The following is a 25,720-nucleotide window of genomic DNA, read 5'->3' as shown; positions in this document are numbered from 1 at the left end:
CGATTCAGGGAGCAAGCGATGTCGGCCTTGGTTGATCGGTTGGTGGCTCAAGTACTGAGTCTGGAAGTTCGTCTGCTGGCTTGCCAGGCGCGCCTGAGTGCGCGCACCGACCCGGAAGCGTTGCACGAGCTGCGTACCACGGTTCGCCGGCTGCGCAGTCTGTTGCGACCGTTGCGCGGGCTGCCTGGCGTCGAGCAACTGGAGGCGGCGTCGTCCCGGGTTGGCGAGTTGACCACGCCGTTGCGTGATCGCGAGGTGCTGGCGGCCTACCTGCTCAAGAACGGTCAACCCGAGGCTGCGCAACGACGTATGGCGCAGATGGCCAAGGCGTATCCGGCGGTGGCGACAAGCCCCGAGGTCACGCAGTTACTGATGATTCTCGACGCGTTTCCGCGTTTCCTCCGTGCTTCCCAGCGTCAGGGCCTGCTCAAGGGCCTGCGCAAACGCATCGAAAAGCGCCTCGCCAAGCAATGGAAGAAACTCGATCAGGCCCTGCACGATCCTGCCCATGATCGTCATCGCTTGCGTCTGTTGATCAAGCGCGTGCGCTATGGCATCGACGCCTACCCCGAACTTGACCGATTGCCCGACGCGGCGATGCCACGTTTGAAGTCGGCACAAGGTGCCCTGGGTGAGTGGCATGACTGTTTTCAATGGCTGGCCAGGGCTGAACAAGAGCCTGATCTGCACCCGTGTGTCGCCGTCTGGAAAACCACCATGGCCAAGGCCGAGGAACGCGCCGACCGCGTTCTCGACAAACTCAGCGACGCCTGCTTCAAATCCTGAAACCACCCCGATCAAATGTGGGAGCGAGCCTGCTCGCGAAAGCGGTGTATCAGTCGGCATCAAGGCTGGCTGACAGACCGCTTTCGCGAGCAGGCTCGCTCCCACAGTGGCTTGGGTGTTGAACCAGGGACAGGCACGGCTCATCTGTCAGTGCTTTTGGCCGGAATAAGCGCTGTGCCGCCTGCGCTGGCTGGTTAAGATCTCTCCATCCTTTTTCCGCACTGAGGTTTCCATGCGCTTTTCCGATCTGCTCGACGCCGTCCGCAGCCAGCCGCTGGCGCTGTCTATTCCGGCCGGATGGGCTCAGGGGCGTGCCAGTTTCGGTGGCCTGGTGGCCGCGTTGCAATACGAAGCCATGCGCGCAAAAGTCCCGGCGGATCGGCCGGTGCGTTCGCTGGCGATCACCTTTGTCGGGCCAGTCGAACCCGAAGTGCCGGTCAGTTTTGAGGTCGATGTGTTGCGCGAAGGCAAAGCCGTCAGCCAGGTGCTGGGCCGGGCGATGCAAAAGGGGCAAGTGGTGACGTTGATCCAGGGCAGCTTCGGTGCCTCGCGACCTTCCGAAGTGGCGGTCGCGGCCGAGCCGGCACCTGAAATGAAGCACTGGGACGATTGCCAGGAACTGCCTTATATCAAAGGCGTACTACCGGAATTCATGCAGCATCTGGCGATGCGCTGGAGTGTCGGCGGTCTGCCGTTCACCGGCAACAAATCCCGCGATATGGGCGGCTGGGTGCGTTTGCGTGGGGACGTGAAGGAACAGGCGCTCGGCGAGTCGCATATTCTGGCGCTGGTGGACGCCTGGCCACCGGCCCTGTTGCCACACCTGAGCAAACCCGCGATGGGCAGCACGCTGACCTGGACCATAGAATTCGTCCAGCCGTTGCTCGAGTTGAGTACGCTGGACTGGTGCAAATACCTGGTGGAAATCGAGCATGGCGCTGATGGCTACGGTCACGCGGCCGCGAAACTGTGGAGCGCGGACGGTCAGTTGATCGCCATGAGCCGGCAGACGGTGACGATTTTCGCCTGATCAATGACGACGGTGGCGCTCACGCCAGGCGCGCCACCAGCCGCCGCTGAGGAAAAACCGTGGAAAGGTCAGGAACTGCTCGACCAGCAAGCGCGATAGCGCATCCTTACGATCACTGAACGGCTCGGAGGCTTGCGTCTCCAGGCTGTGGCCGTGGCGCTGCAAGCCTAATGCAGCGATCACGCCAATGACACCGATGGCGAAGTTCACGAAGTTCAGGCCGAACACCCCGGAAACAATCAGCAAAAACGCCACGATGAATAGCGGCACGGCAATCAGGTGCAACACCAGATTGGTCGGGTGCTGGTGATTGCCCGGGTAGGCGCGCCATTGCCAGGCGGGTAGGTTGGGGTGACGTTTGCCCATGATGCTAATCCTCGATCCATGTTGAACACATGATTGAAGAATAGGCTTGGCCACTGCGGGCGGCGAATCAAGGTTGGCTATCGAAGTGATAGCGGCCATGGTCGGGATTGATTGTGACCGGTCTGACGCCTTCGCGGGCAAGCCTCGCTCCTGCAACACCAAAAGCATCGCCAACCCTTGTAGGCGCGAGGCTTGCCCGCGAAGAGGCCTTACAGCTTGAGCTGCCCGATCGCCTTGTTCAACTCCCCAGCCAACGCTGCCAAATCATTACTGGTCGTCGCGGAATCCACCGTTTGCTGCACGGTGTTCTCAGTCACGTCCCGAATACTCACCACCGCCCGGTTCATTTCTTCCGCGACCTGACTCTGCTGCTCGGCCGCCACCGCAATCTGGGTATTGCTTTCGCGCATCTGTGCCACCGCGCTGGTGATTTGTGCCAGCGCGACACCAGCCTCTTGGGCCTGTTGCACGCAGTCGTCAGCCTTGAATGAGCTTTCCTGCATGAAGTCCACCGCGTCCCGAGTCCCGGCCTGCAGCGCGGAGACCATGATCGTGATCTCGTCGGTCGAGGTTTGCACGCGCTTGGCCAGGTTACGCACTTCATCGGCGACCACCGCAAAGCCACGGCCCATGTCGCCGGCGCGGGCCGCTTCGATCGCCGCATTCAGGGCCAGCAGATTGGTCTGCTCGGCAATGCTGTGAATCACGCCGACCACGCCGTTGATTTTCTGACTGTCCTCGGCCAGGCGCTGGATCATCTCGGCCGTCTGCTGCACGCCGCTGGACAAACCGGCGATGGATTTCTGTACCCGGCTGACCACTTCCTGCCCGCTACCGGCCAAGGTATCGGCGGTTTGCGAGAGGTCGCGGGTCGCGCCGGCATGCTGGGCGATGTGATAGACAGTGGCGGTCATTTCGTTGATCGCCGTGGCGGCCTGATCGGTTTCGCTTTGCTGGCCGAGCATGCCGTGACGCACCTCGTTCATGCTTGAGGCCAGTCGTGCCGCGCCGACATCCAGTTGCCGGGCAGTGCTGGCAACGGTGTTGACTACTCGCTGGTATCCGGCCTGCATCGCGTTGAAGGCATTGGCCATCTGCCCGACCTCGTCCTTGCAGGCGAGCGGCACACGGGCTGACAGGTCGCCGGTTTTCTCGACGTGGAGCATCACATCTTTCAAGGTGTTGAGTTGGCTCAGCAGGAAGCGGATCAATAGTTGCGAAGCGGCCAGCATCGCCAGCATCAGGATGAACACCGCCACCGCGTAATTGGCGAAGCGTTCGCCAAACACCTGGCTGAGGCTCGGGCCATGGGCGATCACCGCGATCTGCTGACCGTCGGGGCGGGAGAACACCTCGGCGCCCATCAACGGGTTGTCGCCGAACAGCGGCATTGAATTGATCTTGACCCAGCCCCTGGCATCGGCCAGTTCCAGCACCGGCTGCTCGTTCAGCAACGGCGCCTGCCCGCGACTGTAGGTCAGCAGGTTATCGGCCTTGGGCAGCGGTTGTCCGGCAGGCCAGGCATTGAGCAAGCGAGCCTGCGCCTGAGCCGACACTTGAGAGGCGTGGCTGCGGGCCTGTTGTTCGAGCTGCACGGCGTACAGCACCAGCAAGAGGGTGGTGAAGAAGGCGACCGCATTGACCGCCCAGAATTTGTACTTCAGTGAGATGTTGCTAAGCCAGGCACCCATGGAGGTCTTCTCTGATAGCGGAAACAGCATTGGCAAGGTGCCAGCATTGTGCCGCTATGCAGGGATTCCGGACTTGATGTGGATCAACGATCAGCAACCCCCCCTGTAGGAGCGAGCCTGCTCGCGATAGCGCCCTGTCAGTCACATTAATGTTGGATGTGCCGACGCCATCGCGAGCAGGCTCGCTCCTACAGGGGGATTTGTGGTTACCGGGGGATTGATGGCAGGCCGTAGAACGCGCGAGCGCAGGCGGTGGTGTGGGCGGCCAGATCCTCTTCCGCTTCCCCCCGATGCAACGCCACTTCCCGCAGCACTTCAGTCAAATATGCCGGTTCATTGCGACCGTTCTTCGGCTTGGGTCGCAAGCTGCGTGGCAACAGATACGGCGCATCGCTCTCCAGCATCAAGCGCCCGCGCTTGATCTCTTTCACCAACGGATGCAGATGCGTGCCCCGGCGCTCGTCGCAGATCCAGCCGGTGATGCCGATGTGCAAATCCAGATCGAGGTAGCTGAACAGCGCCTTCTTTTCCCCGGTGAAGCAATGCACCACCGCCGCCGGCAGCTGATCGCGGTAATCACGGAGAATTTCGAGCAGTCGCTGACTGGCATCGCGCTCATGAAGGAACACTGGCAATTGCAGCTCGACCGCCATCGCCAGGTGCTCTTCGAGGACTTTTTCCTGCTGGGGACGCGGCGAGAAATCGCGATTGAAATCCAGCCCGCATTCACCCACGGCTACCACGTTGGGTTCCTTGAGCAAACTGCGCAGGCGCTGGTCGCTGTCGGCGTTCCAGTCGCTGGCCGAATGAGGGTGAATGCCTGCGGTGGCGAACAGTCGCTGAGCCGTTTCGTCCAGCTGCCGGCACAGCTCCAGCGCCTGTTCGCTGCCTTCGACACTGGTGCCGGTCAGGACCAATTGGCAGACCCCCGCGGCATACGCGCGATCGAGTACGGCCTGGTGCTTATCCGCAAAACTGGGATTGGTCAGGTTGACGCCGATATCGATGAGTTGCATGGTGCTACCTCGGACCAAAGGCCGGAAAGCATATCAGAGCTGTAGATTTATAAGAAAAGCCAAGAACTACAACGAGTTAAGGCTGTCTCTTGATGCCGCGAGACACGCAGGGGTGGCCAGGGTGCCATCACTGTGCCAGTCTTTTGCACTTTGTCAGCGCTCAAGGCGCTCTGTTTCTGTCGTTCGATTTCATGAAAACTCATGAGGTCGGCCCAGTATTCTTTCCGGAGAGTGGATGACACGTCCCTCGATGTTGCTACTGCTGTGCTGTTCGTTGCTGCTGCCGATGCCGGCGGTTGCGCGTCTGGCCGGCCCGCTGCAAGCCGTGCCGGCGGCCAAGGTCCGTGACCTGGCGGAGATTCGCAGCAGTCGTGTGCTGCGGGTGCTGGTCAACCAGAGCCGCAACAGTTCCGGTGAAGTCCAGGGCCAGGCCATCGGCGTCGAATACCACCGCCTGCGCGCCTTCGAGCAATACCTCAACGGTCACGCCCGTGACGGGCAGGAAGTAACCCTCAAGATCATTCCCAAAGGCAAGGACCAACTGCTCGGTGCCTTGCAACGCGGGGAGGGCGACCTGGTGGCGCCGGGGGAACTGCTCGATTTGCAACCGGGCCATGCGGTCAGCAGCAGTGAACCGATTGCCAGCAACATCCCGTTGGTGCTGGTGGGCATCAAGGGTGAGCGCCGTTACACCCGCGTCGAACAACTCTCGGGTAAGACCCTGGCGCTGCCCACCGGCAGCGCGGCCGGGGATGCAGTCAGTCAGATCAATTCAAAGCTGGCGCTGCACAAACTGGCACCGATGAAAATCGAATGGGTCGACCCCAGTCTGGCGGTCGAAGACGTTCTGGAAATGGTCCAGGGCGGGATCTTTCACCTGACCATCGTCGAGCAGCCGATTGCCGAGCGCTGGGGCAAGATCCTGCCCAAACTACGTCTCGATAAGCAGGTGTCGATCAGCGATCCGGGTGAAGAGTTCTGGTTCGTGCGACGCGACGCTTCGATGCTGCGCGCGAGCATCGATCGCTTCCTGACGACCTACAAGAAGCCGTCGGACCAGGATGCGGCGTTCCTGCGCATCTATCGACGTCTGTATCAAGTGCACTATCCATTGGCCAAGGCTGATCGGCAGCGTCTGGAAAAACTTCGCCCGGTGCTGCAAAAGCACGCAGATGCCCAGGGCATGGACTGGCTGAACCTGGCAGCATTGGCTTTTAAGGAGTCTGCCCTGCAACCCAACGCCCGAAGCGGCAGCGGCCCCACCGGCCTGATGCAGATCACCCCGTCCGCCGCCCAGCGCGTCGGGGTCAACAACATTCAGAACCTCGACGCCAATGTGCAGGCCGGGGCCAAGTACCTGGCAATGATCCGACGCAAGTTCTTCGCAAGCCCCAAACTCAACGAACGCGAGCGCATGGCGTTTGTGCTGGCGGCTTACAACATGGGGCCGGAACGGGTGCAGGGCATGCGCGCCGAAGCCCGGCGCCGAGGCCTGAATCCCAATCAGTGGTTCTTCCAGGTCGAGCGCATTGCAATGGAGCAGGTGGGAATGGGTGCCGTCAGCTATGTTAATAGCGTGAACAAGTATTACCTGGCGTTCGATCGTGAGAGGGAATCGTTGGAGCCCCAGGGGCAGAAAGTTGCCTCACGGAAATGATCGGCTAAACTGATTGTTATGTCGCAAATATTGCGCTTTTAACATTTGTTTTATCGATTAGTATGACGGCCAACCAACACACAATCACTATGGATGACACAGCATGAGCACACTGATCAACAAGGTACTGTTTACCCGCGCTGGCTACGGCTTGACCGTTCTGCGAATCTTCGTCGGCATCATCTTTGCTGCTCACGGTGCGCAGAAACTCTTCGGCATGTTCGGTGGCTACGGCATAGCCGGCACCGCGCAGTACATGGAAAGTCTGGGTCTGGCACCGGGTCACCTGATGGCGATCCTGTCCGGTGGTACCGAGTTCTTCGGCGGTCTGGCCCTGATCATAGGTCTGCTGGTACGTCCGGCAGCACTGGGGCTGACCTTCCTTTCGCTGGTCGCCATTTTTACCGTGCACATCAGCCACGGCCTGTTCATGACCAACAACGGTTATGAATTCGCCCTGGCCTTGCTCGGCGGCAGCATCGCGGTACTGATCGAGGGTGCTGGCAAACTGTCGGTAGACCGCGCGATCGCTGACTGACCGCTCTGGCTCAACGAAAAGGCCCGCATTGCGCGGGCCTTTTTGTTGCGCGTCATTCTTGACACTGTCCGGTCAGCTTCTCTAGGATGCTGCTCATGCGCCGATTTAAACAGCTACTTGCGGGGCGCCAGGTAACTCATCCAGTTGCCGATAGAAGCTAGTAACAGGCTTCGAAATACCGCTAAAGCGCTGGTTCGGTGTTGCCTCTCACCTGCCATGCAGACTTTTGAGGCAGAGACACGACCCAATGAATGCACTAAGCCCCGTTGTACGCCCCGCGCCGATCACGGCACACCTCACCCAGCGCAACCCAAAAATCCTGCTTGGCGGAAAACATCAGCCGACGCTCCTGCGTTATCTCGATGGCTGGCCACGTCGTACCGGCGGCCCTGCCGCGTTCCTGATCCAGTTTGTCGAAGACGGTGAATCACTGGCGCGATTTGCCAGCGACAGTTTTGATCTGGCGGTGATTCAATCGCCCAGCGTCGAAGAGGCACCAGAGGTGATCAGGCAGCTGACCCGGGTTGCCCGGCAAGGTTTGATCACGCGGCGCTGAAGCTTTAGAGATACTCGATCGCCACGATATACACGCACTGTTCACCGGTGGGTGTCTGGACCCGAACCTCGGCGTCCAGCGCCTTGCCGATCAACGCGCGGGCGAGCGGCGAGTCGATGCTGATCAGGCCCAGTTTCAAGTCCAGCTCATCCGGCCCGACAATACGATAGCGTGACTCTTTGCCGTCTTCATCTTCGATGGTGACCCAGGCGCCGAAGTAGACCTTGTTCGGGTCGCTTGGCTTCTCGCTGACAACCTTCAGTGCTTCGAGACGCTTGGTGAGAAAGCGCACGCGACTGTCGATTTCGCGCAGCATCTTTTTGCCGTAGGTGTACTCGGCATTTTCCGAACGATCGCCCTGTGCCGCTGCCTCGCTGACCGATTGCGTCACCTGAGGCCGACGGACATGCCAGAGCTCATGAAACTCGGCCCGCATCCGCGCTTCACCTTCCGGGGTGATCAGCGCGGTGCCTGCGGGGCGGGGAGGGCGATAACGGCTCATGGCAACTTCTTGTGAGGGGAGAGTCTTGAGTCTATCAACCCTCGCGCAACACTGTCAGGGGGCTGGCGTTCAGCGCGCGACGGGTACCGAATACACCGGCGCCGCCGATCAACACTGCGCCAATCAACGGCAACACCAACAGCCACGGATGGGGATGCCACGGCAGGTCGAAGGCGTAGCGATAAAGCACCAGGCTCACCAGTTCTGACCCCAACGCCGCCAACAGGCCACTGACCGCGCCGAGCAAACCGAACTCGATCCGCCGCGCCTTGACCAGCAATTGCCGTTCGGCCCCCAGTGCTCGCAGCAGCGCGCCTTGGCGAATGCGCTCATCGAGGGTCGCCTGCAAGCCCGAGAACAACACCGCCATCCCCGCCGCCAATACAAACAGCAGCACGTATTCCACGGCCAAGGTGACTTGGGCGAGGATGCTGCGCAGCTGCTCCAGCAAGGCTTCGACTTGCAGGATGGTGACCGCCGGGAAGGCCCTGGACAGGTCGACAATCTGCTGGTCGTGACCCGCCGCCAGATAGAAACTGGTCAGGTAGGTCGCCGGCAAATCCTTCAACGTGCCAGGCTGGAAGATCATGAAAAAGTTCGGCTGGAAGTTGTCCCAGTTGATCTCCCGCAGACTGGTGACTTTCGCTTCGCGATTGGCTCCGCCGACGGTAAAAACCATGTGATCGCCAAGCTTGAGCTTCAGGCTTTCGGCGACCTTGCCTTCCACCGACACGCCAGGAACGTCATCGGCTGGCTGTTCGCTCCACCAGTTGCCCGCTGTGAGTTTGTTGCCCGCCGGAAGGTCCGCGGCCCAGGTCAGGCTCAGGTCGCGCTGGATAGCCCGGTCACCCGCCGAATCCTTGCTGACGATTTCCTGTACTGGCTCGCCGTTGATGCTGATCAGTCGTCCCGGCACCACCGGGTACAGCGGCGCCGATTGGGCTGACAGCTCGATCAGTCGATCGGTGAAGGTCTGTTTGTCGGCGGGCAGGATGTTCAGGGCGAAATAGTTCGGTGCGTTTTTCGGTAACTGGTTCTGCCAGGTGTCCAGTAACTCGCCACGCAACAAAGCGATCAGCGCCATCGACAACAGGATCAAACCGAAGGCCAAGGCTTGTCCCGCAGCCGCCAGCGGATGACGCAGCAGTTGGCCTAGCCCGAGGCGCCAGGGCAATGAAGCGCGTGCCAGCATCCGACGCAAGCTTTTGAGTAGCAGCAACAGCAACCCGCCGAGTATGACCGCCGCGATCACGCCGCCGCCGAGCAGGGCGAAGGTCAGCACCAGGTCGAGGCTCAGGCGCCACATGATCAGGCCGAGGGCGCCCAGCGCAGCGCCATAGACCATCCAGGTGCTGGAAGGAATTGGCAGCATGTCTCGACGCAGCACCCGCAGCGGCGGAACTCGACCGAGAGCAGCCAGTGGCGGCAGGGCAAAACCGGCCAAGGCTACCAGCCCGGTGCCGATCCCGGCGATGGCAGGAAACAGACCGCCCGGAGGTACGTCGGTTGGCAACAAATCATGCAGCAACGCGAACAATCCAAGCTGTGCAAGCCAGCCGAGGAGCGCGCCGCCGAGGCTGGCGAGCAGGCCAAGTACCGTCAGCTGCAAACTGAACAACACCATGGTTTCCCGACGCGACAGACCCAGGCAACGCAGCAAGGCACTGGCGTCGAATCGGCGAGTGGCGAAGCGTGTTGCCGACAGCGCCACCGCCACGCCGGACAGCAGAACCGCCACCAGGCTGGCCATGTTCAGGTAACGCTCGGCCTTGCCCAGCGCACCGCCGATCTGTCGGTTGCCGTCGCGAGCATCCTGGATGCGCTGGTTGGCAGCCAGGCCGGGTTTGATCAGTTGACGGTAGGTTTCCAGTGCCTCGGCTTTACCGCGCCAGAGTTCGCGGTAACTGACCCGGCTGCCGGGTTGCACCACGCCGGTTGCGGCGAGGTCGCTGAGGTTGATCAGCACCCGTGGCGTGAGGCTGTAGAAATTGCCGGCACGGTCCGGTTCGTAAGTCAGGACGCGGGCCAGTTTCAGAGTGCGCAGACCGACATCGATGCTGTCGCCGATCTTCAGGTCGAGCGCGGTCAGCAGTCGCGCTTCGACCCAGGCTTCGCCGGGTTTGGGGCCGCCACCGGCTTCTTCCGGGGCGAAGGGCGCCGGGGCGCTTTTCAGTTCGCCGCGTAGCGGATAAACGTCGTCGGCGGCCTTGATGCTGGACAGCTGGATGCCGTTGTCGGTGGCGATGACACTGGAGAACTCCACTACTTGAGCGTGTTCGAGTCCCAGTTCCGTGCCACTTTTGATCTGTTCCGGACGCGCGGGAGAACTGCCTTCAAGCAACAGGTCGGCGCCGAGAAATTCGGTGGCGCGCAACATCATGGCGCCGTTCAGGCGGGCACCGAAGTAACCGATGGCGGTACTCGCCGCCACGGCAACCACCAGGGCGAAGAACAACACGCGCAACTCCCCGGCGCGGGCGTCGCGCAGGAGTTGGCGGATGGCAAGGCTGAACAGGCGCAACAGCGGCAGGCGTGCCATCAAGGCTCCAGAGGGGCGACCAGCAGGCCGGCTTCAAGGCGGATCAGGCGCCGGCAGCGATGTGCCAGGCGTTCGTCGTGGGTCACCAGCACCAGGGTCGTGCCGCGTTCCTGGTTGAGTTCGAACAGCAAGTCGCTGATGCGCTCGCCGGTGTGGCTGTCGAGGTTACCGGTGGGCTCATCGGCGAACAGCACATCGGGTTCTGCGGCAAACGCACGGGCAATCGCAACGCGCTGCTGCTCGCCGCCGGAGAGCTGGCGGGGTGAGTGGGTCAGACGCTGGCCCAGGCCAACGCGCTGGAGCAATTGAGTGGCACGTTCGCGGGCATCTTTGCGGCCGTCGAGCTCCAGCGGCAGCATGACGTTTTCCAGTGCGTTCAGGCTGTCCAGCAGTTGAAACGACTGAAACACAAAACCCACATGCTCGGCCCGAATGCGCGCCCGTTGGTCTTCATCGAGATTACTCAGGCTCTGGCCGGCGAGGGTGACTTCACCGCTGCTCGGCAGATCGAGGCCGGCGAGCAGGCCCAGGAGAGTGGATTTGCCGGAACCGGAGGCGCCAACGATGGCCAGGCTGTCGCCCTTGTTCAGTTCCAGGCTGAGTTCGTGCAGGATAGTCAGTTCACCTTCCGCGCTGGGAACCACTTTGCTGAGGTTCTTCGCGGTGAGAATGCTTGCGCCCATGGAGAATCCGATGCGTGTGTGGTTTTTGAGTGCTGGCCTGGCCTTGATGTGCATGGCCCAGAACGCAGCGGCGGGTACTGTCCTGATCGTTGGCGATAGTATCAGCGCCGGTTTCGGCCTGGATACCCGCTTGGGGTGGGTGTCGCTGCTTGAGCAACGGCTCAAGCGCGAAGGTTTCGACGATAAGGTGGTCAATGCCTCCATCAGCGGCGACACCAGTGCCGGAGGCCAGGCGCGCCTGCCTGCGCTGCTTGCAGAGCATAAGCCTGAGTTGGTGATCCTCGAATTGGGCGGCAACGATGGCCTGCGCGGAATGCCCCCAGCTAATTTGCAACAAAACCTTGCGTCGATGATCGACAGCTCCAGAGACAGTGGCGCCAAGGTGCTTTTGCTCGGCATGCAGTTGCCACCCAACTACGGAGTTCGTTATACCGAGGCTTTTGCGAAGGTCTACAGCGCACTGGCCGAAGAGAAAAACATCCCGCTGGTACCGTTTTTTCTCGACGGCGTGGGTGGTCATCCGGACTTGATGCAGGCCGACGGATTGCACCCGGCTGCGGGCGCTCAGGACAAGTTGCTGGAAAATGTCTGGCCGACACTGAAACCGCTGCTTTGACGCTTTTCTAGCGGCGGTGTTTCGGCTAAGGTGGCGCCCCCGATTTGGAGCCCCCGATGCCGCGTCCTGCCTGGTCCCTTTTTGCCTACCAACTGATCGAGCCTGACGAACAGCTGGATCTGTTCGCCTGCCAGGAAGTGCGGGTGCATCTGGTGACCCGTCAGCTGGAGCTGGGCGGCTCGGCCGATCGAACCTTGTGCGGCAGTCTGCTGCCCGCGCAACCGCGCTGGTCGAGTGTCGACCGCCGGGTGTTCCAGGACCAGCGCCTGTGTTCACTGTGCCGGGCCATTCTCGAATCGCAGAAGCGCGGCACCTCGCCGATCTGGCCGGAACTGCGTTTCGAGCTTTAGAAACCGATAGATTGCTTGCTATCGGTCAACTCCCCGATTTTCCAGATGCCAGTGTACAATCGCGTTTTTATACCCTTGTCGATCATGCGAAGGATTTTCCGGATGTTGCCGCGTTTTCCTGCCGTCACCCGCTGCCTGTCTCTTGCCGCCCTTTGTGTGGCGGGCCCCGTAGCCGCATTGGAGCTGCCCCTGCCACCGCCCGGTGAAGACATCATCGGTCAGGTACAAGTGATCAAGGCCAAGTACGAAGACACCTTCGCCGACCTCGGCACCACTTACGATCTGGGCTATTCGGAAATGGTCGCGGCCAACCCCGGCGTCGATGCATGGTTGCCGGGCGCTGGCACCGAGATCGTCCTGCCGACGCGTTTCATCCTGCCACCGGGTCCGCGCGAAGGCATCGTCATCAACCTGGCCGAGTACCGCCTCTACTACTTCCCGAAAGGCCGGAACGTGGTGTACACCTTCCCGCTGGGTATCGGCCGTGAAGGCTGGGGCTCGCCGATTGCCCATACCAGCATCATCGCCAAGACGCCGAATCCGACCTGGACCCCTCCAGCGTCGATCAAGGCCGAGCACGCCGCTGATGGCGATCCGCTGCCGAACGTCGTGCCGGCAGGCCCGGACAATCCACTGGGGCCGTTCAAATTCACCTTGGGCACGCCGGGCTACCTGATCCACGGGTCTAACAAAAAGTTCGGCATCGGCATGCGCACCAGCCACGGCTGCTTCCGCATGTTCAACAACAACGTGCTCGAAATGGCGGGCATGGTGCCGGTCGGGACGTCGGTGCGCATCATCAACGACCCTTACAAGTTTGGCGTCAGTGGGGGCAAGGTGTATCTGGAAGCGCACACCCCGCTGGACGACAACGGCAACCCGTCGGTGGTCGACAAGCACACCGCGGTGATCAACGCGATGCTCAAGCGCGAGGACATCACCAACAACCTGCGCATGAATTGGGATGTGGTGCGTGACGTGGTTGCCGCTGAAGATGGCTTGCCGGTTGAAATCGCAGTGCCGAACGCTTCTACGTCGATGGTGACGAGTGCGCCGATCGATCCGCTGCAGTAAGGCTTGAAAAGAACCCGCCGACGCAGGCCGCGTCGGCGGGTTTTTTATGGCCGGCAGGAAACACCGGGCAAAAAAAAGCCGACCCAAAAATGGGTCGGCTTGATAACAACCCCGAAGGATTATTACTTGCGGCTAGCTTTGTCCAGCATGCGCAGAGCACGCTCGTTAGCTTCGTCAGCAGTCTGTTGTGCTTTTTGAGCAGCAGCCAGAGCTTCATCAGCTTTACGGTAAGCTTCGTCTGCACGAGCCTGGGAGCGAGCTGCTGCGTCTTCAGTAGCAGTCAGACGTGCTTCGGTTTCTTTCGATACGCTGCTGCAACCGGTAGCCAGAACTGCGGCCAGAGCCAGAGCAGAGAATTTCAGAACGTTGTTCATCGTGTTCCCCTTCAAGGACTTTCTATTAAGTAGCTGTCTCCTCAGAGTGAGGAAATAGCCGGCGTACATACTACCCATTACTTCTAGTAAGTAAACTGACGTGTAGCAAGAAGCAAAAAAAATTGTAGGCGTTGATTCTTTTTCGAGCAACTTTTAACTGCGTTGTTTAAAAAATATCCAGCCAGGAGGCCCGAGATGAGCGAGCCGCCTAAAAAAGTTCCGTGCACTCACCGCTGTTTTTCTCATTCTTGGCTAAAGTCTGTCTATATGGATTCGTCCATACTTTTGTTCGGATTTTGCGCCGTGGCTCTCATAATCTTTATCCATCTTGATGGTGACTTTAAGAGCGCGCGTTCGTCTTAAGTCTCAACATCCGGCAATGTTCAGGCTATCGACCCGCAGATATCTCCGGTCGAGCCGTCCCTGCGTCACCCGGAGCAGCACCCGCCACTGAGCGCGATGACGAGCGTACCTTGAGCATTTCTGCCAATGGTGCCTACTATTTGATACGTGCTCGGTTGTGCGAGATCGGTGCCGCTCTTCTCGGTGTCCATTCAGGCACGAGGTGGCGTAGATGTTCCTTCGCCGGAAAAACATCGGTAAGGTAGGGGTCAGAATTCAAGACCCGCGAGGAGTAGTGATGAGCGAGGCGTTGTCCATCCACCATGACCAGGCTGGTCATCAGTTCGAGACCAGTGTGGACGGTCATCGTGCCTACCTGACCTATATGGATCTGGGGAAACAGACCCTGGATATCTATCGCACCTTTGTGCCCAACGCGCTGCGTGGTCGCGGCATTGCGGCAGCCTTGACCGAGAAGGCGTTGGAGTACGCTGAGGAAATGGGTTACACCGTCATTCCATCGTGCTCTTACGTCGAGCGCTACATGGAGCGTCACCAGCGGCATGCCGCCAAGCTGAGCCAGTAACCTTAAAATACGAACACAAAAAAACGCCGGGTTTAGCCCGGCGTTTTTGTGTGCGGCGAAACGTGATCAGGTGCGAGCGCGTTTGGGCAGCACATCCTTGAGCTTGGCGTGCATGCTGCGCAAGGTATTTTCGGTAGCGGACCAATCGATGCAGGCATCAGTGATAGACACGCCGTATTGCAGGTCGGCGAGGTCTTTCGGGATGGCCTGGCAGCCCCAGTTCAGATGACTTTCGACCATCAGGCCGATGATCGACTGGTTGCCTTCGAGGATCTGGTTGGCGACGTTCTCCATCACCAGCGGTTGCAGGGCCGGGTCCTTGTTGGAGTTGGCGTGGCTGCAATCGACCATGATGTTCGGCTTGATCTTCGCCTTGTTCAACGCTTGCTCGCAGAGCGCGACGCTGACCGAATCATAGTTCGGCTTGCCGTTGCCACCGCGCAGGACCACGTGGCCGTAGGCGTTGCCCTTGGTGGTGACGATCGACACGCCACCTTCCTGGTTGATACCCAGGAAGCGGTGAGGGCTGGAAACTGATTGCAGGGCGTTGATAGCGACCGTCAGGCCGCCGTCGGTGCCGTTCTTGAAGCCGACTGCCGAGGACAGGCCGGAGGCCATTTCACGGTGAGTCTGGGATTCGGTGGTGCGCGCGCCGATGGCCGACCAGCTGATCAGGTCCTGCAAATATTGCGGGGAGATTGGGTCGAGGGCTTCAGTTGCGGTCGGCAGGCCCATTTCGGCCAGGTCCAGCAACAATTGACGACCGATGTGCAGACCGTCCTGAATCTTGAACGAGTCGTCCAGGTACGGGTCGTTGATCAAGCCTTTCCAGCCGACGGTGGTGCGTGGCTTCTCGAAATACACGCGCATGACCAGATACAGGGTATCGGACACTTCAGCCGCAAGCGCCTTCAGGCGCTCGGCGTATTCGTGGGCAGCCTTGATGTCGTGGATCGAGCAAGGCCCGATGACAACAAACAGGCGGTGGTCGGTGCCATCAAGAATATTGCGAATGACTTCACGGCCCTTGGTGACAGTGCGCAGGGCAGCGTCGCTCAGAGGGATGTCACGCTTTAGCTGATCGGGAGTGATCAGGGTCTCGTTGGAAGCGACGTTTAGGTCGTTGATCGGTAAATCAGCCATCGTTTACTCGTCAGGTCACGGGTGCCGGCCGCCAGCGAACCCGCGCGGCGGAGCACAGCAAATTAAGCGCGTCGGGGAGCCGAACCTTAGCGCGTTACGCGCCTGCTCGACAATGGGCAGACGCTGGTTTTAGGGGCATTCTCACTAATTGAGAGCGTTGCCTAACCCAGCGCAGGCTGTGCAAATGCCTTGCGAACCGTGTCGTGAGAGAACTCGTCGGCATGCTGCTGGACCCAGTCGAGGGCCAGGGCCTGAATATCCTGCAGGTCATCGTGTGCGTCACGCAGGCGGCAATAACGTTCGATCTGGCAAACCTGCTCGCCCATTCGCGCACTGAACAGCATCTGTTCGTCGACGAAGGCAATGCCCACCAGGTAACCGCGTTTGCGTCGCAGGCACCAGGCCACATAACCCAGATAGCGCAAATCGGGATTCAACGTTGGCATGCGCACTTCCAGCGCCGTACCGTGGCGCCAGGCGCGGTGGTAATTGCAAGCCATGCCGCCGAGGCTGATAGTGTGCAGCCGTTGCCGCGAAATGCACTCATGCTTGAGCAACGTTAACTCGACGGGCACATCGTCAGGGTGAGGTAAAAAACGTCCCATGAACACAAACTCCCTGTGTCGGCCATTTGACATTGTTCCCCCCAGTATAGTGGTCGAATTGCAACTGACTGATTTCGACGCCGACCAGCGGCTGCTGGCGATGAGCGGTGTGTCGCTGGTGATTTTCACCAGTGTCGGCTGCGCCAGTTGCCGTTTTGCCCGCGAGCAATTGCCAGGACTCGATCTGGCGATCGACCGGCTGTGCTGGATCGATGCCGGAGACAATGGCGGGCTGGTCGAGCGTTATCAGGTTTTTCATTTGCCGGCGCTGTTTGTAGTGCGCGACGGCGAGTTTTTCGGGGCAGTACAGTCGCGCCTGACCAGCACCGGGCTCAATGAAGCCGTGCGCCAGGCGTTCAGTCGACATGCAGAGGAGTTGCCATGATGGGGGCAGTTGCCAAACCGACAATCGGTATTATCGGAACCGGCGCGATCGGCGGGTTCTATGGGGTGATGCTGGCGCGTGCCGGGTTCGATGTGCACTTCTTGTTGCGCAGTGAGTTTGCAGCGGTCGCCGAACGCGGGCTGCACGTTGACAGTGCGGTGCATGGCGCATTGACGCTGAACCCGGTCCAGGCCTATTCCTCTGCTGAGGACATGCCCGCTTGTGACTGGTTGCTGGTCGGCGCAAAAACCACCAGCAACGCGGACCTCGCGCCCGCCATCATCCAGGCCGCCGCGCCGAATGCCAACGTCCTGCTGTTGCAAAATGGCCTGGACGTCGAAGACAGCTTGCGTGAGTTACTTCCCGATTCCCTGCACCTGCTCGGCGGGCTGTGTTTTATCTGCGTCCATCGCGAAGGGCCTGGCGTCGTAACCCATCAAGCGCTCGGCGCGGTGAACGTCGGCTACCACAGCGGTCCCGCAGCCGATGAGCAGGCGCGAATGACGATTGTCGAGGAGGGCGCCGGACTGTTCCGCGCGGCCGGCATCGACTCTCAGGCCATGCCGAATCTGCACCAGGCACGCTGGCAAAAGCTGGTCTGGAATATCCCTTACAACGGCCTGTCGGTTCTGCTTGGGGCCAGCACCACGCCGTTGATGGCCGATGCCGACAGCCGGGAACTGATCCAGGCGCTGATGGCCGAAGTGGTTCAGGGGGCAATCGCTTGCGGTCACGACATACCGGCCGGGTATGCCGAGCATTTGTTCAAGGTGACCGAGAAAATGCCCGACTATTGGCCAAGCATGTACCACGATTTTCTGCACAAACGACCGCTGGAACTGCAGGCAATTTACGCGCGACCTCTGGCGGCGGCCAAGGCGGCGGGTTGCGAATTGCCGCGAATCGAGGCCTTGTATCGCGGCTTGAGTTTTATCGATCGACGCAACACGTAAGTCGATCAACCTGAGGGGGAAGGGCATGGCAAAGACTATCGACGACAAACTGGTGCTGGCGATCTCGTCGCGAGCGCTATTCGACCTGGACGAAAGCCACAAGGTTTATGAGTCGAGCGGCGTCGAAGCCTACCGGCAATATCAGATCGAGCACGAAGACGAAATCCTCGCGCCCGGGGATGCGTTTCCGTTGGTGGAGAAACTGCTCAATCTGAACGCCAGCCTCGGTCGGGCCCGGGTCGAGGTGATCCTGGTGTCGCGCAACAGCGCCGACACCGGCCTGCGCGTATTCAACTCGATTAATCATTATGGCCTGGCGATTTCCCGCGCGGCGTTCGTTGGCGGGCGCAGTCCTTATCCGTACCTCAAGGCCTTTGGCTGCGACCTGTTTCTCTCCACCCACGCCGAAGACGTGCGCAGCGCGCTGGATGCCGGATTTGCTGCAGCAACCATTCTGTCGGGCGGTGCCAGCCGTGCAGCCAGCGATGAATTGCGCATCGCCTTTGACGGTGATGCCGTGCTGTTTTCCGACGAGTCCGAGCGGATCTATCAGTCCGGCGGCCTGGAAGCGTTCCAGGCCAGCGAACGCGAATCGGCCCGCGAGCCTTTGCGCGGAGGTCCGTTCAAAGGCTTCCTCGCCGCCCTCAATCTGTTGCAACGCGAGTTTCCCGATGACGCCTGCCCGATCCGCACCGCCCTGGTGACGGCGCGGTCGGCGCCAGCCCATGAGCGGGTGATTCGTACCTTGCGCGAGTGGGACATTCGTCTGGACGAGTCGCTGTTTCTTGGTGGGCTGACCAAGTCGGCGTTTCTCGAAGCGTTCGCCGCCGATGTGTTTTTCGACGACCAGGCCGGACATTGTGAACTGGCCCGCGAAGTGGTCGCCACCGGCCATGTGCCCCACGGCATCAGCAACGAGCAAAAAGTTTAAGCCCTCCGTTCAACACGTTACGCCGCACGTCGCACTCGCCAAGGCACTGCTAAGCTGAATCAAATCTCCGCCATGTTGGCACGCGAGGAGGTCATATGATTCATTCGATGCTGTATGCCACGGACCTCGGGCTGTACGCACCGTTGGTGATGCAGCATGCCTTGGCGCTGGCGCGGACATTCAATGCTGATTTGTATGTGGTGCACGCCGTTGAACCCATGGGGTTGTTTGCCGAATCAGTGCTGCAGAGTTACCTCGATGAGCAGGCCTTGAACGAGTTTCACAGTCAGGGCTTGAATACGGTGATCGCCAATATCGAGCAGCGGGTGCTCGACAGCTTTCGAGAGGAGTTGGGGGATGAAGGGGAGCAGGATCTGGAGCGGATCAAAGCGGTGCGGGTGCTGCAGGGTGACCCGTCACAGGTGATTCTCGACCAGGCGCAGAAACTCTCCGTGGATTTGTTGATCGTAGGTAGTCATAGCCATGGTGCAGGTGCGGAAACACCCCTGGGCCGAACCGCTGCGCGGGTGTTGCAACTGTCTCGGGTGCCGGTTTACCTGGTGCCGCTGGTTGAACGTCGCCGCCAAGGGGATCGCTAGAACAACAGATAGTGGCAATTTGACAAAAAAGTTCTAGATTTATTCTTCGAACCATTAATATAGTTATATATCGTCGCTGATGCCCGTGGCGTCTACCTTGCTTTGAGGGATTCATATGAAGCTTCAACAACTGCGCTACATCTGGGAAGTGGCGCACCACGACCTCAACGTTTCCGCTACGGCCCAAAGCCTTTACACCTCGCAACCGGGCATCAGCAAGCAGATCCGTCTGCTGGAAGACGAACTGGGCGTCGAGGTTTTTGCCCGCAGCGGCAAGCACCTGACCCGCGTCACCCCAGCCGGCGAGCGCATCATCACCACCGCCGGCGAGATCCTGCGCAAGGTTGAAAGCATCAAGCAGATCGCCCAGGAATTCTCCAACGAGAAGAAAGGCACCCTGTCGATCGCCACTACGCACACTCAGGCACGTTATGCCTTGCCGCCGGTGATCAGCAATTTCATCAAGCAGTACCCGGACGTTGCCCTGCACATGCACCAGGGTTCGCCGATGCAAATCGCTGAAATGGCCGCTGACGGCACCGTGGATTTCGCCATTGCCACCGAAGCCCTGGAGCTGTTCGGCGACCTGGTGATGATGCCGTGCTACCGCTGGAACCGCTGCGTGGTCGTGCCTCAGGGCCACCCGCTGACCAAGGTGTCCAAGCTGACTCTCGAAGCCTTGGCCGAATACCCGATCGTGACTTACGTGTTCGGTTTTACCGGCCGTTCGAAACTCGATGAAGCCTTCAGCCATCGCGGCCTGACGCCGAAAGTGGTGTTCACCGCGGCCGACGCCGACGTGATCAAGACTTATGTTCGTCTGGGCCTGGGCGTGGGCATCGTGGCAAAAATGGCAGTCGATGCCAAACTCGACAGCGATCTGGTCATGCTCGATGCCAGCGACCTGTTCGAATCCAGCATCACTAAAATCGGTTTCCGTCGTGGCACCTTTCTGCGTGGTTTCATGTGCGACTTCATCGAGAAGTTCGCGCCGCACCTGACCCGCGAAGTCATGGCCAAGGCCATTCAGTGCCACAACAAGCAGGAGTTGGAAGAGCTGTTCGACGGCGTCGAACTGCCGGTCCACTGATCCCTTTTAAATCACCTCGGTAACAGCAAACTGTTGCCGAGCGCCCGCCACCAGAATCTCTACCTCGTCCCCTTCGAACTTGCCCAGCAGGCTTTTACCCAGCGGTGAGCGAGGGGTGATGACGGTGATCATCTGTCCGACCATATCGACTTTCAGACCCGCTGCGTCAGGCGCCAGAAACAGCCACTGCTCACGACCCTTTTCGTCTTCCAGGCCGAGCAGGGCGCCCACTTCGATCCCGCGTTGTGGGTCATACGGGCGCAAGGCCAGGTTTTGGCAAAGCACGAGTGACTGCCTGATTTCTTCGACACGCCTGGCCTGTCCGGCCGCCAGATAAGACGCCTCCAACCCCAACGTGTCGTACTTGTTTTCGGCGATGTTTTCTTCGTGGGTCGCGGTTTCGTAAGCGGTTTGCGCGGCACGTTCGGCGATGTCGAGATCGATTCGAAGCTTGTCGAGAATCAGTTGGTGGACGGTTTGCTTATTCATGATCAGTCGCAGAATTGCAGGACATTGGCGCGGCTTTTTTCGCTCGGAGCGGTCTGGTCCTGTTGCAGCCAGAACTGGCATTTCGGATTGGACAGGTTGCGACCGCTGCTGCGGGCCTGATCCATGCGTTGCTGCTGCTCGTTCTTGCGCAGGTTCTCTTCGTACTGTTCGAACAGCGGGCTTTGCGCCGGGATGTCCGGCACCGGCTGCACTACCACTGGCGGCTTGGCCAGTTGCTCTACAGCGGCTGCGACCGGCGCGAGTTGCTCGCTGAACAGCAGGCGCGAGGCGAGCCAGCAGGTCAGCGCAATTGCGAGGAATCCAAGCCACAGACCGAGGGCAATGCTGCCGGTCAATTGCAGCGCATTGAGCTGAATCGGCAACGGGCGGCGCGGGGCGGGACGGTAGGGCATGGCTGCCTCCTGGCGGGTGGTCGCGGGCAAATGGCGATTGTCGCACGAAGATTAATCGCCGTCGGCTCTTCTGCGTGAGGTAATTTATGCGGACAATCGGCGCCTTTGCCAACGGGAGCCTGGAATGCCTGAAATGCCTCAAGTGAAAAACCGCTGGCGCTGGGATATTTTTTGCACCGTGGTCGACAACTTTGGCGACATCGGCGTGACCTGGCGCCTGGCCCGACAGTTGGTGGCCGAGCATGCCGTGGCGGTGCGGTTGTGGGTCGATGACCTGCGGGCCTTTGAACGTATCTGTCCTGAAATCGACATCAGCGCCACGCAGCAATGGCAGCAGGGTGTGGAGGTGCGTCAGTGGCCCACCGAATGGCAACCCGCTGAAGCCGCAGATGTGGTGATCGCCGCGTTCGCCTGCCAGTTGCCGGGCCCTTACATGGACGCCATGGCTTCGCGGGAAAAGCCGCCGCTGTGGATGAACCTCGACTACCTGAGCGCCGAAGACTGGGTGATCGGTTGTCACGGTTTGCCGTCGGTGAAGTACAAGAATGTGCAGAAGTACTTCTTCTTTCCGGGGTTCCAGAAAGGCACGGGCGGCTTGCTGCGTGAAAGCGGTTTGCTTGAACGTCGCAGGCAGTTTCAGCAAGACCCCGAGGCGCAGCGAGCATTCCTGCAAGGCCTTGGGATTGATCGCGCGCCCAATGCCCAACTGATCTCGCTATTTGCCTACGAAAATAGCGGCTTGGCCAGTTGGCTGGACGTGATGGCCGTCGATTCGACACCCACGCATCTGTTGGTGCCCGAAGGCCGGATTCTCGGGGATGTCGCACGCTGGCTGGGCGTCGACGGATTGGCCGCCGGTGCGTTGCATGTGCGAGATCAATTGACCGTACAAATCCTGCCGTTCGTCCGACAGGATCAATACGATCACGTGCTCTGGTGTTGCGATTTCAACGCCGTGCGCGGTGAAGATTCCTTTGTCCGCGCGCAATGGGCAGGGCGGCCGCTGCTCTGGCACATCTATCAGCAGGACGAAGACATCCACCTGGACAAGCTCGACGCCTTCCTGACGCTGTACACGAAAGGCCTGTCCGAGCCTGCCGGCGAGGCGATCAGCGGTCTTTGGCGTGCGTGGAATGCGGGTCATGATATGTCCGACCACTGGCTTGCGACCCGTAAACACTGGCCCGAGCTGCAAAAACACGCCGAGACGTGGTGTCTGGAACAGGCCTTGCAGGCCGATCTTGCCGCGGCGCTGGTACAGTTTTATGTAAATTGGATATGATACGCGGCCTAGATTTTTGTAAATCCCATCCAAATTCGGATATTCGCAATGAAAACTGGTAAAGAACTGAAACCCGGTACCGTGATCCGTCTCGAAAACGATCCTTGGCTGGTTCAGAAAGCTGAATTCACCAAATCCGGTCGTAACAGCGCGATCATGAAGACCAAGCTGAAAAACCTGCTGACCGGTTACAAGACCGAGATCGTTTACAGCGCTGACGACAAACTGGACGACGTAATCCTCGACCGCAAAGAAGCGACCCTGTCCTTCATCAGCGGCGACACCTACACGTTCATGGACACCACTGACTACACCATGTACGAACTGAACGCTGAAGACATCGAAGCCGTTCTGCCTTTCGTTGAAGAAGGCATGACCGATGTTTGCGAAGCGATCTTCTTCGAAGAGCGTCTGGTTTCCGTAGAACTGCCGACCACTATCGTGCGTCAGGTTGACTACACCGAAGGTTCCGCTCGCGGTGACACTTCCGGCAAGGTGATGAAGCCTGCCAAACTGAAGAACGGTACCGAGCTGTCGGTTGCCGACTTCATCGAAATCGGCGACATGATCGAGATCGATACCCGCGAAGGCGGTTCCTACAAAGGCCGTGCTAAATAAGCACAGCTTCAGGAATGAAAAAGCCCGACCATTGAGTCGGGCTTTTTTGTGCCTGTCTGAAACACCCGCCCCTGTAGGAGCGAGGCTTGCCCGCGAAGGCGTCGTGTCATTCAACATCGATGTCGACTGACACGACGCTTTCGCGGGCAAGCCTCGCTCCTACAGGGGGCGGTGTTATTTCAGGTGTTGCTTGAGTTCTTCGGACGCTTGCAGCATCGCCGACCGTACCGCCGGCACCTGGCTCACTACGTTAAGCAAGCCGTAGTCGTGAATCATCCCGTTGTAACGAACCGATGTGACCGGCACACCCGCCTCGTCGAGTTTGCGGGCATAGGCTTCACCTTCATCGCGCAACACGTCGGCACCGGCTGTCTGCACCAGCGCAGGCGGTAAGCCCTTCAGTTGCGCGGTGGTGGCCCGCAGCGGCGAGGCGTAGATCTCGTTACGTTGTTTGGCGTCGGTGGTGTAGTTGTCCCAGAACCACTTCATCATGTTTTTGGTGAGGAAGTGACCCTCGGCAAACTGGTTGTAGGACGCGGTTTCGAAGCTGGCATCGGTCACCGGCCACAGCAGCACTTGGAACTTGATCGCCGGCGTGCCCTTGTCTTTGGCCATCAGTGCAACCACGGCTGCCATGTTGCCACCGACGCTGTTGCCGGCCACGGCCAGGCGTTTGCCGTCGACGTTGATCTCTTTACCGTGCTCGGCCACCCATTTGGTCGCGGCGTAGGCCTGGTTGATCGCCACCGGATAATGCGCTTCCGGGGACGGGGTGTAATTGACGAACACCGCTGCTGCACCCGACCCCGTCACCAGGTCGCGTACCAGACGTTCGTGGGTCGGGAAATCTCCCAGCACCCATCCGCCGCCGTGGAAGAACATGAACACTGGCAGCTCGCCCTTGACACCGGCCGGCCGGACGATGGTCAGGCTGAGCGGTTGGCCGTCGACCTGGATGGTCTTCTCGCTGACATCGGCTTTTGGCAGCGTCAGTTTCACCGAGGCTTGCGCACCCACCAGCACCGCACGGGCTTCTATGGGGGTGAGTTGTTCCATCGGTTTGCCGGTGCCGGCATTCAGAACGTCGAGGAACGCCTGGGTGTTGTGTTCAACCCCATCACCTGCGAACGCGTTACTGATGGACATAGCGAGAAGGGTGCCGGTCAAGACTTTGCTGAAAGTGTTCATGTTCATTTCCTGTTCGGGCCTGGTAGTCGGCGGTTAGACGGTGACGTGCAGGCGCACATCGACGTTGCCACGGGTCGCGTTCGAGTACGGGCAGACTTGGTGAGCCGCCTCGACCAGGCTTTGCGCGTCGGCTTGTTCAAGACCTGGCAGGCTGATGTGCAGGTCGATGTCCAGGCCGAAACCGCCAGGGATCTGGCCGATGCCGACATGGGCGGTGATCGACGCGTCGTTCGGGATGCTGCGTTTGGTCTGGCTGGCGACGAATTTCAGCGCGCCGATGAAGCAGGCGGAGTAGCCGGCGGCGAACAATTGCTCGGGGTTGGTCGCTGCGCCGCCGGCACCACCAAGTTCTTTCGGGGTGGCGAGTTTGACGTCGAGGATGTTGTCACTGGAAACCGCACGACCGTCACGGCCGCCAGTGGAGGTTGCGATTGCGGTGTAGAGAGTTTGCATGGTGTGAGCCTCGTTCAGATTTGATTTGTTTGCGCTAAATGTTTGCGCTAAATGTTTGCGCGCTAAGTAAGTGCGAGATGAATCTATCGCGCTAATAGTTAGTGCGCAAGATATTTTTTGAAAAAGTTTTGGCTTGAAGGGGGACGCGGATTGGATGTGCTGAGTTAGAGCGGTCGCGGCAGGATTTTTTAGCGGAAGATTTTTTCGAAGGAAGCAACCCGATCAACTGGGACACCACAAAAACAAATGTGGGAGTGAGCCTGCTCGCGATGACGGAGTGTCAGTCAGTATCAATGCTCAATGACACACTGCAATCGCGAGCAGGCTCGCTCCCACAGGGATTTGGGGGGATTGAGGGATTAAAGGCTGTCTTGCAGATTGCTACGCAGCTCTTGCAGCTCCGCTTGCAGTTTTTGCAATCTCTCAAGCGTCATTCCGCTTGCACCGAGGATGCACTGGGGAATGCTGCGTGCCTTGTCGCGCAACGCACGGCCCTGTTCGGTCAGCTCGACGATCACCACCCGTTCATCCTCTCGGCTGCGGGTGCGACTGAGCAATCCTTCGACCTCCAGGCGTTTGAGCAAGGGGGTCAGTGAGCCGGGGTCTGTCAGCAGTCGCGTGCTGATTTCGCCTACGGTCAGCCCGTCCCGCTCCCACAACACCATCATCGCCAGATACTGCGGATAGGTCAGGCCCAGCGCTTGCAGCAACGGCTTGTAGACCTTGGTCATCAGCAGCGAGGTGGAATGCAGGGCGAAACAAGCCTGATTATCCAGCAGCAGCGGGTCGCAGTTATCCGGGGTGGTGCGTTCGGTGGTCATTTCAAAGCCTTGATCAGTGATCGTCATGAATCTAGCGGGCGAAT

30 protein-coding genes are annotated in these 25,720 nt (G+C 59.8%); 16 read left to right on the top strand and 14 right to left on the bottom strand.

Features of this window, described 5'->3' with window-relative positions; all coding sequences use genetic code 11:
- Positions 1-18: 18 nt before the first annotated feature.
- Both AB4N91_RS17880 and AB4N91_RS17875 read left to right on the top strand, forming a co-directional pair.
- The gene (locus tag AB4N91_RS17880) at positions 19-786 is read left to right on the top strand and encodes a CHAD domain-containing protein (RefSeq protein ID WP_010461622.1); all 768 of its coding nucleotides are present in this window, start codon (positions 19-21) and stop codon (positions 784-786) included.
- A gap of 232 nt (positions 787-1,018) precedes the next feature.
- Positions 1,019-1,816 (top strand): acyl-CoA thioesterase, encoded by a 798-nt coding sequence (locus AB4N91_RS17875; RefSeq protein WP_427701011.1) that lies wholly within the window; start codon positions 1,019-1,021, stop codon positions 1,814-1,816.
- On the opposite strand, the gene AB4N91_RS17870 is transcribed toward AB4N91_RS17875, so the two are convergent.
- The 3 genes from AB4N91_RS17870 to AB4N91_RS17860 form a co-directional block, all read right to left on the bottom strand.
- Positions 1,817-2,182 (bottom strand): terminase, encoded by a 366-nt coding sequence (locus tag AB4N91_RS17870; protein WP_010461619.1) that lies wholly within the window; start codon positions 2,180-2,182, stop codon positions 1,817-1,819.
- 209 nt (positions 2,183-2,391) lie between these two features.
- Positions 2,392-3,873, bottom strand: coding sequence for a methyl-accepting chemotaxis protein (locus AB4N91_RS17865; RefSeq protein WP_172792449.1), 1,482 nt, complete (start codon positions 3,871-3,873; stop codon positions 2,392-2,394).
- Positions 3,874-4,079: 206 nt separating this feature from the next.
- Positions 4,080-4,889, bottom strand: coding sequence for a TatD family hydrolase (locus AB4N91_RS17860; protein ID WP_083374710.1), 810 nt, complete (start codon positions 4,887-4,889; stop codon positions 4,080-4,082).
- A 235-nt stretch (positions 4,890-5,124) separates the two neighbouring features.
- On the opposite strand from AB4N91_RS17860, the gene AB4N91_RS17855 reads away from it, so the two are divergent.
- The 3 genes from AB4N91_RS17855 to AB4N91_RS17845 all read left to right on the top strand — a co-directional run bounded on the left by AB4N91_RS17855 (position 5,125) and on the right by AB4N91_RS17845 (position 7,640).
- Entirely contained in the window at positions 5,125-6,546 is a 1,422-nt protein-coding gene (locus AB4N91_RS17855; RefSeq protein WP_460111405.1) for an MltF family protein, read from the top strand.
- Between the two features lie 103 nt (positions 6,547-6,649).
- Positions 6,650-7,084 (top strand): DoxX family protein, encoded by a 435-nt coding sequence (locus AB4N91_RS17850; protein WP_010461615.1) that lies wholly within the window; start codon positions 6,650-6,652, stop codon positions 7,082-7,084.
- 247 nt (positions 7,085-7,331) lie between these two features.
- Entirely contained in the window at positions 7,332-7,640 is a 309-nt protein-coding gene (locus AB4N91_RS17845) for a hypothetical protein (RefSeq protein ID WP_010461613.1), read from the top strand.
- A gap of 4 nt (positions 7,641-7,644) precedes the next feature.
- On the opposite strand, the gene greB is transcribed toward AB4N91_RS17845, so the two are convergent.
- Genes greB through AB4N91_RS17830 form a run of 3 tightly spaced genes read right to left on the bottom strand, consistent with a single transcriptional unit; the run spans position 7,645 to position 11,364 of the window.
- Positions 7,645-8,142: a transcription elongation factor GreB gene (gene greB / locus AB4N91_RS17840; protein WP_007943614.1), complete on the bottom strand. Its 498-nt coding sequence runs from the start codon at positions 8,140-8,142 to the stop codon at positions 7,645-7,647.
- A gap of 34 nt (positions 8,143-8,176) precedes the next feature.
- Positions 8,177-10,681, bottom strand: a complete 2,505-nt coding sequence (locus AB4N91_RS17835; protein WP_460111402.1) for an ABC transporter permease — start codon at positions 10,679-10,681, stop codon at positions 8,177-8,179.
- Positions 10,681-11,364, bottom strand: coding sequence for an ABC transporter ATP-binding protein (locus tag AB4N91_RS17830; RefSeq protein WP_010461353.1), 684 nt, complete (start codon positions 11,362-11,364; stop codon positions 10,681-10,683). The genes AB4N91_RS17835 and AB4N91_RS17830 overlap by 1 nt, the downstream gene beginning before the upstream one ends.
- Positions 11,365-11,374: 10 nt before the next feature.
- Here AB4N91_RS17830 and AB4N91_RS17825 point away from each other — a divergent pair, with 10 nt between their 5' ends.
- The 3 genes from AB4N91_RS17825 (at position 11,375) to AB4N91_RS17815 (ending at position 13,404) form a co-directional block, all read left to right on the top strand.
- Positions 11,375-11,980: an arylesterase gene (locus AB4N91_RS17825; protein ID WP_010461351.1), complete on the top strand. Its 606-nt coding sequence runs from the start codon at positions 11,375-11,377 to the stop codon at positions 11,978-11,980.
- A 56-nt stretch (positions 11,981-12,036) separates the two neighbouring features.
- Positions 12,037-12,330 carry a hypothetical protein gene (locus AB4N91_RS17820; RefSeq protein ID WP_003226812.1) on the top strand — a complete coding sequence of 98 codons (294 nt, stop codon included), beginning with the start codon at positions 12,037-12,039 and terminating at the stop codon, positions 12,328-12,330.
- A 102-nt stretch (positions 12,331-12,432) separates the two neighbouring features.
- On the top strand, positions 12,433-13,404 hold the full coding sequence (locus tag AB4N91_RS17815; protein WP_010461344.1) for a L,D-transpeptidase family protein: 972 nt from the start codon (positions 12,433-12,435) through the stop codon (positions 13,402-13,404).
- Between the two features lie 122 nt (positions 13,405-13,526).
- Here AB4N91_RS17815 and oprI read toward each other — a convergent pair whose 3' ends face one another.
- Positions 13,527-13,778: an outer membrane lipoprotei OprI gene (oprI, locus tag AB4N91_RS17810; protein ID WP_002553018.1), complete on the bottom strand. Its 252-nt coding sequence runs from the start codon at positions 13,776-13,778 to the stop codon at positions 13,527-13,529.
- A gap of 640 nt (positions 13,779-14,418) precedes the next feature.
- On the opposite strand from oprI, the gene AB4N91_RS17805 reads away from it, so the two are divergent.
- A complete protein-coding gene (locus tag AB4N91_RS17805) occupies positions 14,419-14,706 on the top strand; it encodes a GNAT family N-acetyltransferase (protein ID WP_010461341.1) in 288 nt (95 codons plus the stop codon).
- 66 nt (positions 14,707-14,772) lie between these two features.
- Here AB4N91_RS17805 and AB4N91_RS17800 read toward each other — a convergent pair whose 3' ends face one another.
- Both AB4N91_RS17800 and AB4N91_RS17795 read right to left on the bottom strand, forming a co-directional pair.
- On the bottom strand, positions 14,773-15,849 hold the full coding sequence (locus AB4N91_RS17800; RefSeq protein WP_010461339.1) for a 3-deoxy-7-phosphoheptulonate synthase: 1,077 nt from the start codon (positions 15,847-15,849) through the stop codon (positions 14,773-14,775).
- Positions 15,850-16,010: 161 nt separating this feature from the next.
- Complete coding sequence (locus AB4N91_RS17795) at positions 16,011-16,454, bottom strand: PilZ domain-containing protein (RefSeq protein ID WP_010461337.1); 444 nt, start codon at positions 16,452-16,454, stop codon at positions 16,011-16,013.
- Here AB4N91_RS17795 and AB4N91_RS17790 point away from each other — a divergent pair.
- From AB4N91_RS17790 to cysB, 5 genes are all read left to right on the top strand, one after another.
- Complete coding sequence (locus AB4N91_RS17790; RefSeq protein WP_460111391.1) at positions 16,453-16,839, top strand: YbbN family protein; 387 nt, start codon at positions 16,453-16,455, stop codon at positions 16,837-16,839. The two genes, AB4N91_RS17795 and AB4N91_RS17790, sit on opposite strands and share 2 nt — an antisense overlap.
- A complete protein-coding gene (locus AB4N91_RS17785; protein ID WP_200667971.1) occupies positions 16,836-17,792 on the top strand; it encodes a putative 2-dehydropantoate 2-reductase in 957 nt (318 codons plus the stop codon). The genes AB4N91_RS17790 and AB4N91_RS17785 overlap by 4 nt, the downstream gene beginning before the upstream one ends.
- A gap of 25 nt (positions 17,793-17,817) precedes the next feature.
- Entirely contained in the window at positions 17,818-18,723 is a 906-nt protein-coding gene (locus AB4N91_RS17780) for a 5'-nucleotidase (protein ID WP_010461331.1), read from the top strand.
- A 95-nt stretch (positions 18,724-18,818) separates the two neighbouring features.
- Positions 18,819-19,322, top strand: coding sequence for a universal stress protein (locus AB4N91_RS17775; protein ID WP_010461329.1), 504 nt, complete (start codon positions 18,819-18,821; stop codon positions 19,320-19,322).
- 115 nt (positions 19,323-19,437) lie between these two features.
- Complete coding sequence (gene cysB / locus AB4N91_RS17770; RefSeq protein WP_010461327.1) at positions 19,438-20,412, top strand: HTH-type transcriptional regulator CysB; 975 nt, start codon at positions 19,438-19,440, stop codon at positions 20,410-20,412.
- A gap of 6 nt (positions 20,413-20,418) precedes the next feature.
- Here the strand turns inward: cysB and AB4N91_RS17765 are convergent, their stop codons facing one another.
- Both AB4N91_RS17765 and AB4N91_RS17760 read right to left on the bottom strand, forming a co-directional pair.
- Positions 20,419-20,901, bottom strand: a complete 483-nt coding sequence (locus AB4N91_RS17765; RefSeq protein WP_145308647.1) for a GreA/GreB family elongation factor — start codon at positions 20,899-20,901, stop codon at positions 20,419-20,421.
- 2 nt (positions 20,902-20,903) lie between these two features.
- A complete protein-coding gene (locus tag AB4N91_RS17760; protein ID WP_010461324.1) occupies positions 20,904-21,314 on the bottom strand; it encodes a hypothetical protein in 411 nt (136 codons plus the stop codon).
- Between the two features lie 124 nt (positions 21,315-21,438).
- Between AB4N91_RS17760 and earP the strand changes: the two genes are divergently transcribed.
- Both earP and AB4N91_RS17750 read left to right on the top strand, forming a co-directional pair.
- The gene (earP, locus tag AB4N91_RS17755; RefSeq protein ID WP_010461321.1) at positions 21,439-22,596 is read left to right on the top strand and encodes an elongation factor P maturation arginine rhamnosyltransferase EarP; all 1,158 of its coding nucleotides are present in this window, start codon (positions 21,439-21,441) and stop codon (positions 22,594-22,596) included.
- Positions 22,597-22,644: 48 nt separating this feature from the next.
- The gene (locus AB4N91_RS17750; RefSeq protein WP_007943632.1) at positions 22,645-23,214 is read left to right on the top strand and encodes an elongation factor P; all 570 of its coding nucleotides are present in this window, start codon (positions 22,645-22,647) and stop codon (positions 23,212-23,214) included.
- Positions 23,215-23,388: 174 nt separating this feature from the next.
- Here AB4N91_RS17750 and AB4N91_RS17745 read toward each other — a convergent pair whose 3' ends face one another.
- The 3 genes from AB4N91_RS17745 to AB4N91_RS17735 form a co-directional block, all read right to left on the bottom strand.
- The gene (locus AB4N91_RS17745) at positions 23,389-24,402 is read right to left on the bottom strand and encodes an alpha/beta hydrolase (RefSeq protein WP_010461316.1); all 1,014 of its coding nucleotides are present in this window, start codon (positions 24,400-24,402) and stop codon (positions 23,389-23,391) included.
- A 33-nt stretch (positions 24,403-24,435) separates the two neighbouring features.
- Positions 24,436-24,855 carry an organic hydroperoxide resistance protein gene (locus AB4N91_RS17740; RefSeq protein ID WP_010461312.1) on the bottom strand — a complete coding sequence of 140 codons (420 nt, stop codon included), beginning with the start codon at positions 24,853-24,855 and terminating at the stop codon, positions 24,436-24,438.
- Between the two features lie 359 nt (positions 24,856-25,214).
- On the bottom strand, positions 25,215-25,676 hold the full coding sequence (locus AB4N91_RS17735; RefSeq protein WP_042932887.1) for a MarR family winged helix-turn-helix transcriptional regulator: 462 nt from the start codon (positions 25,674-25,676) through the stop codon (positions 25,215-25,217).
- Positions 25,677-25,720: the final 44 nt, after the last annotated feature.

The organism is Pseudomonas sp. H3_D04 (assembly GCF_054669175.1).
The sequence above is the reverse complement of the archived record's forward strand: the minus strand, read 5'-3'. Positions and strand labels throughout refer to the sequence as shown.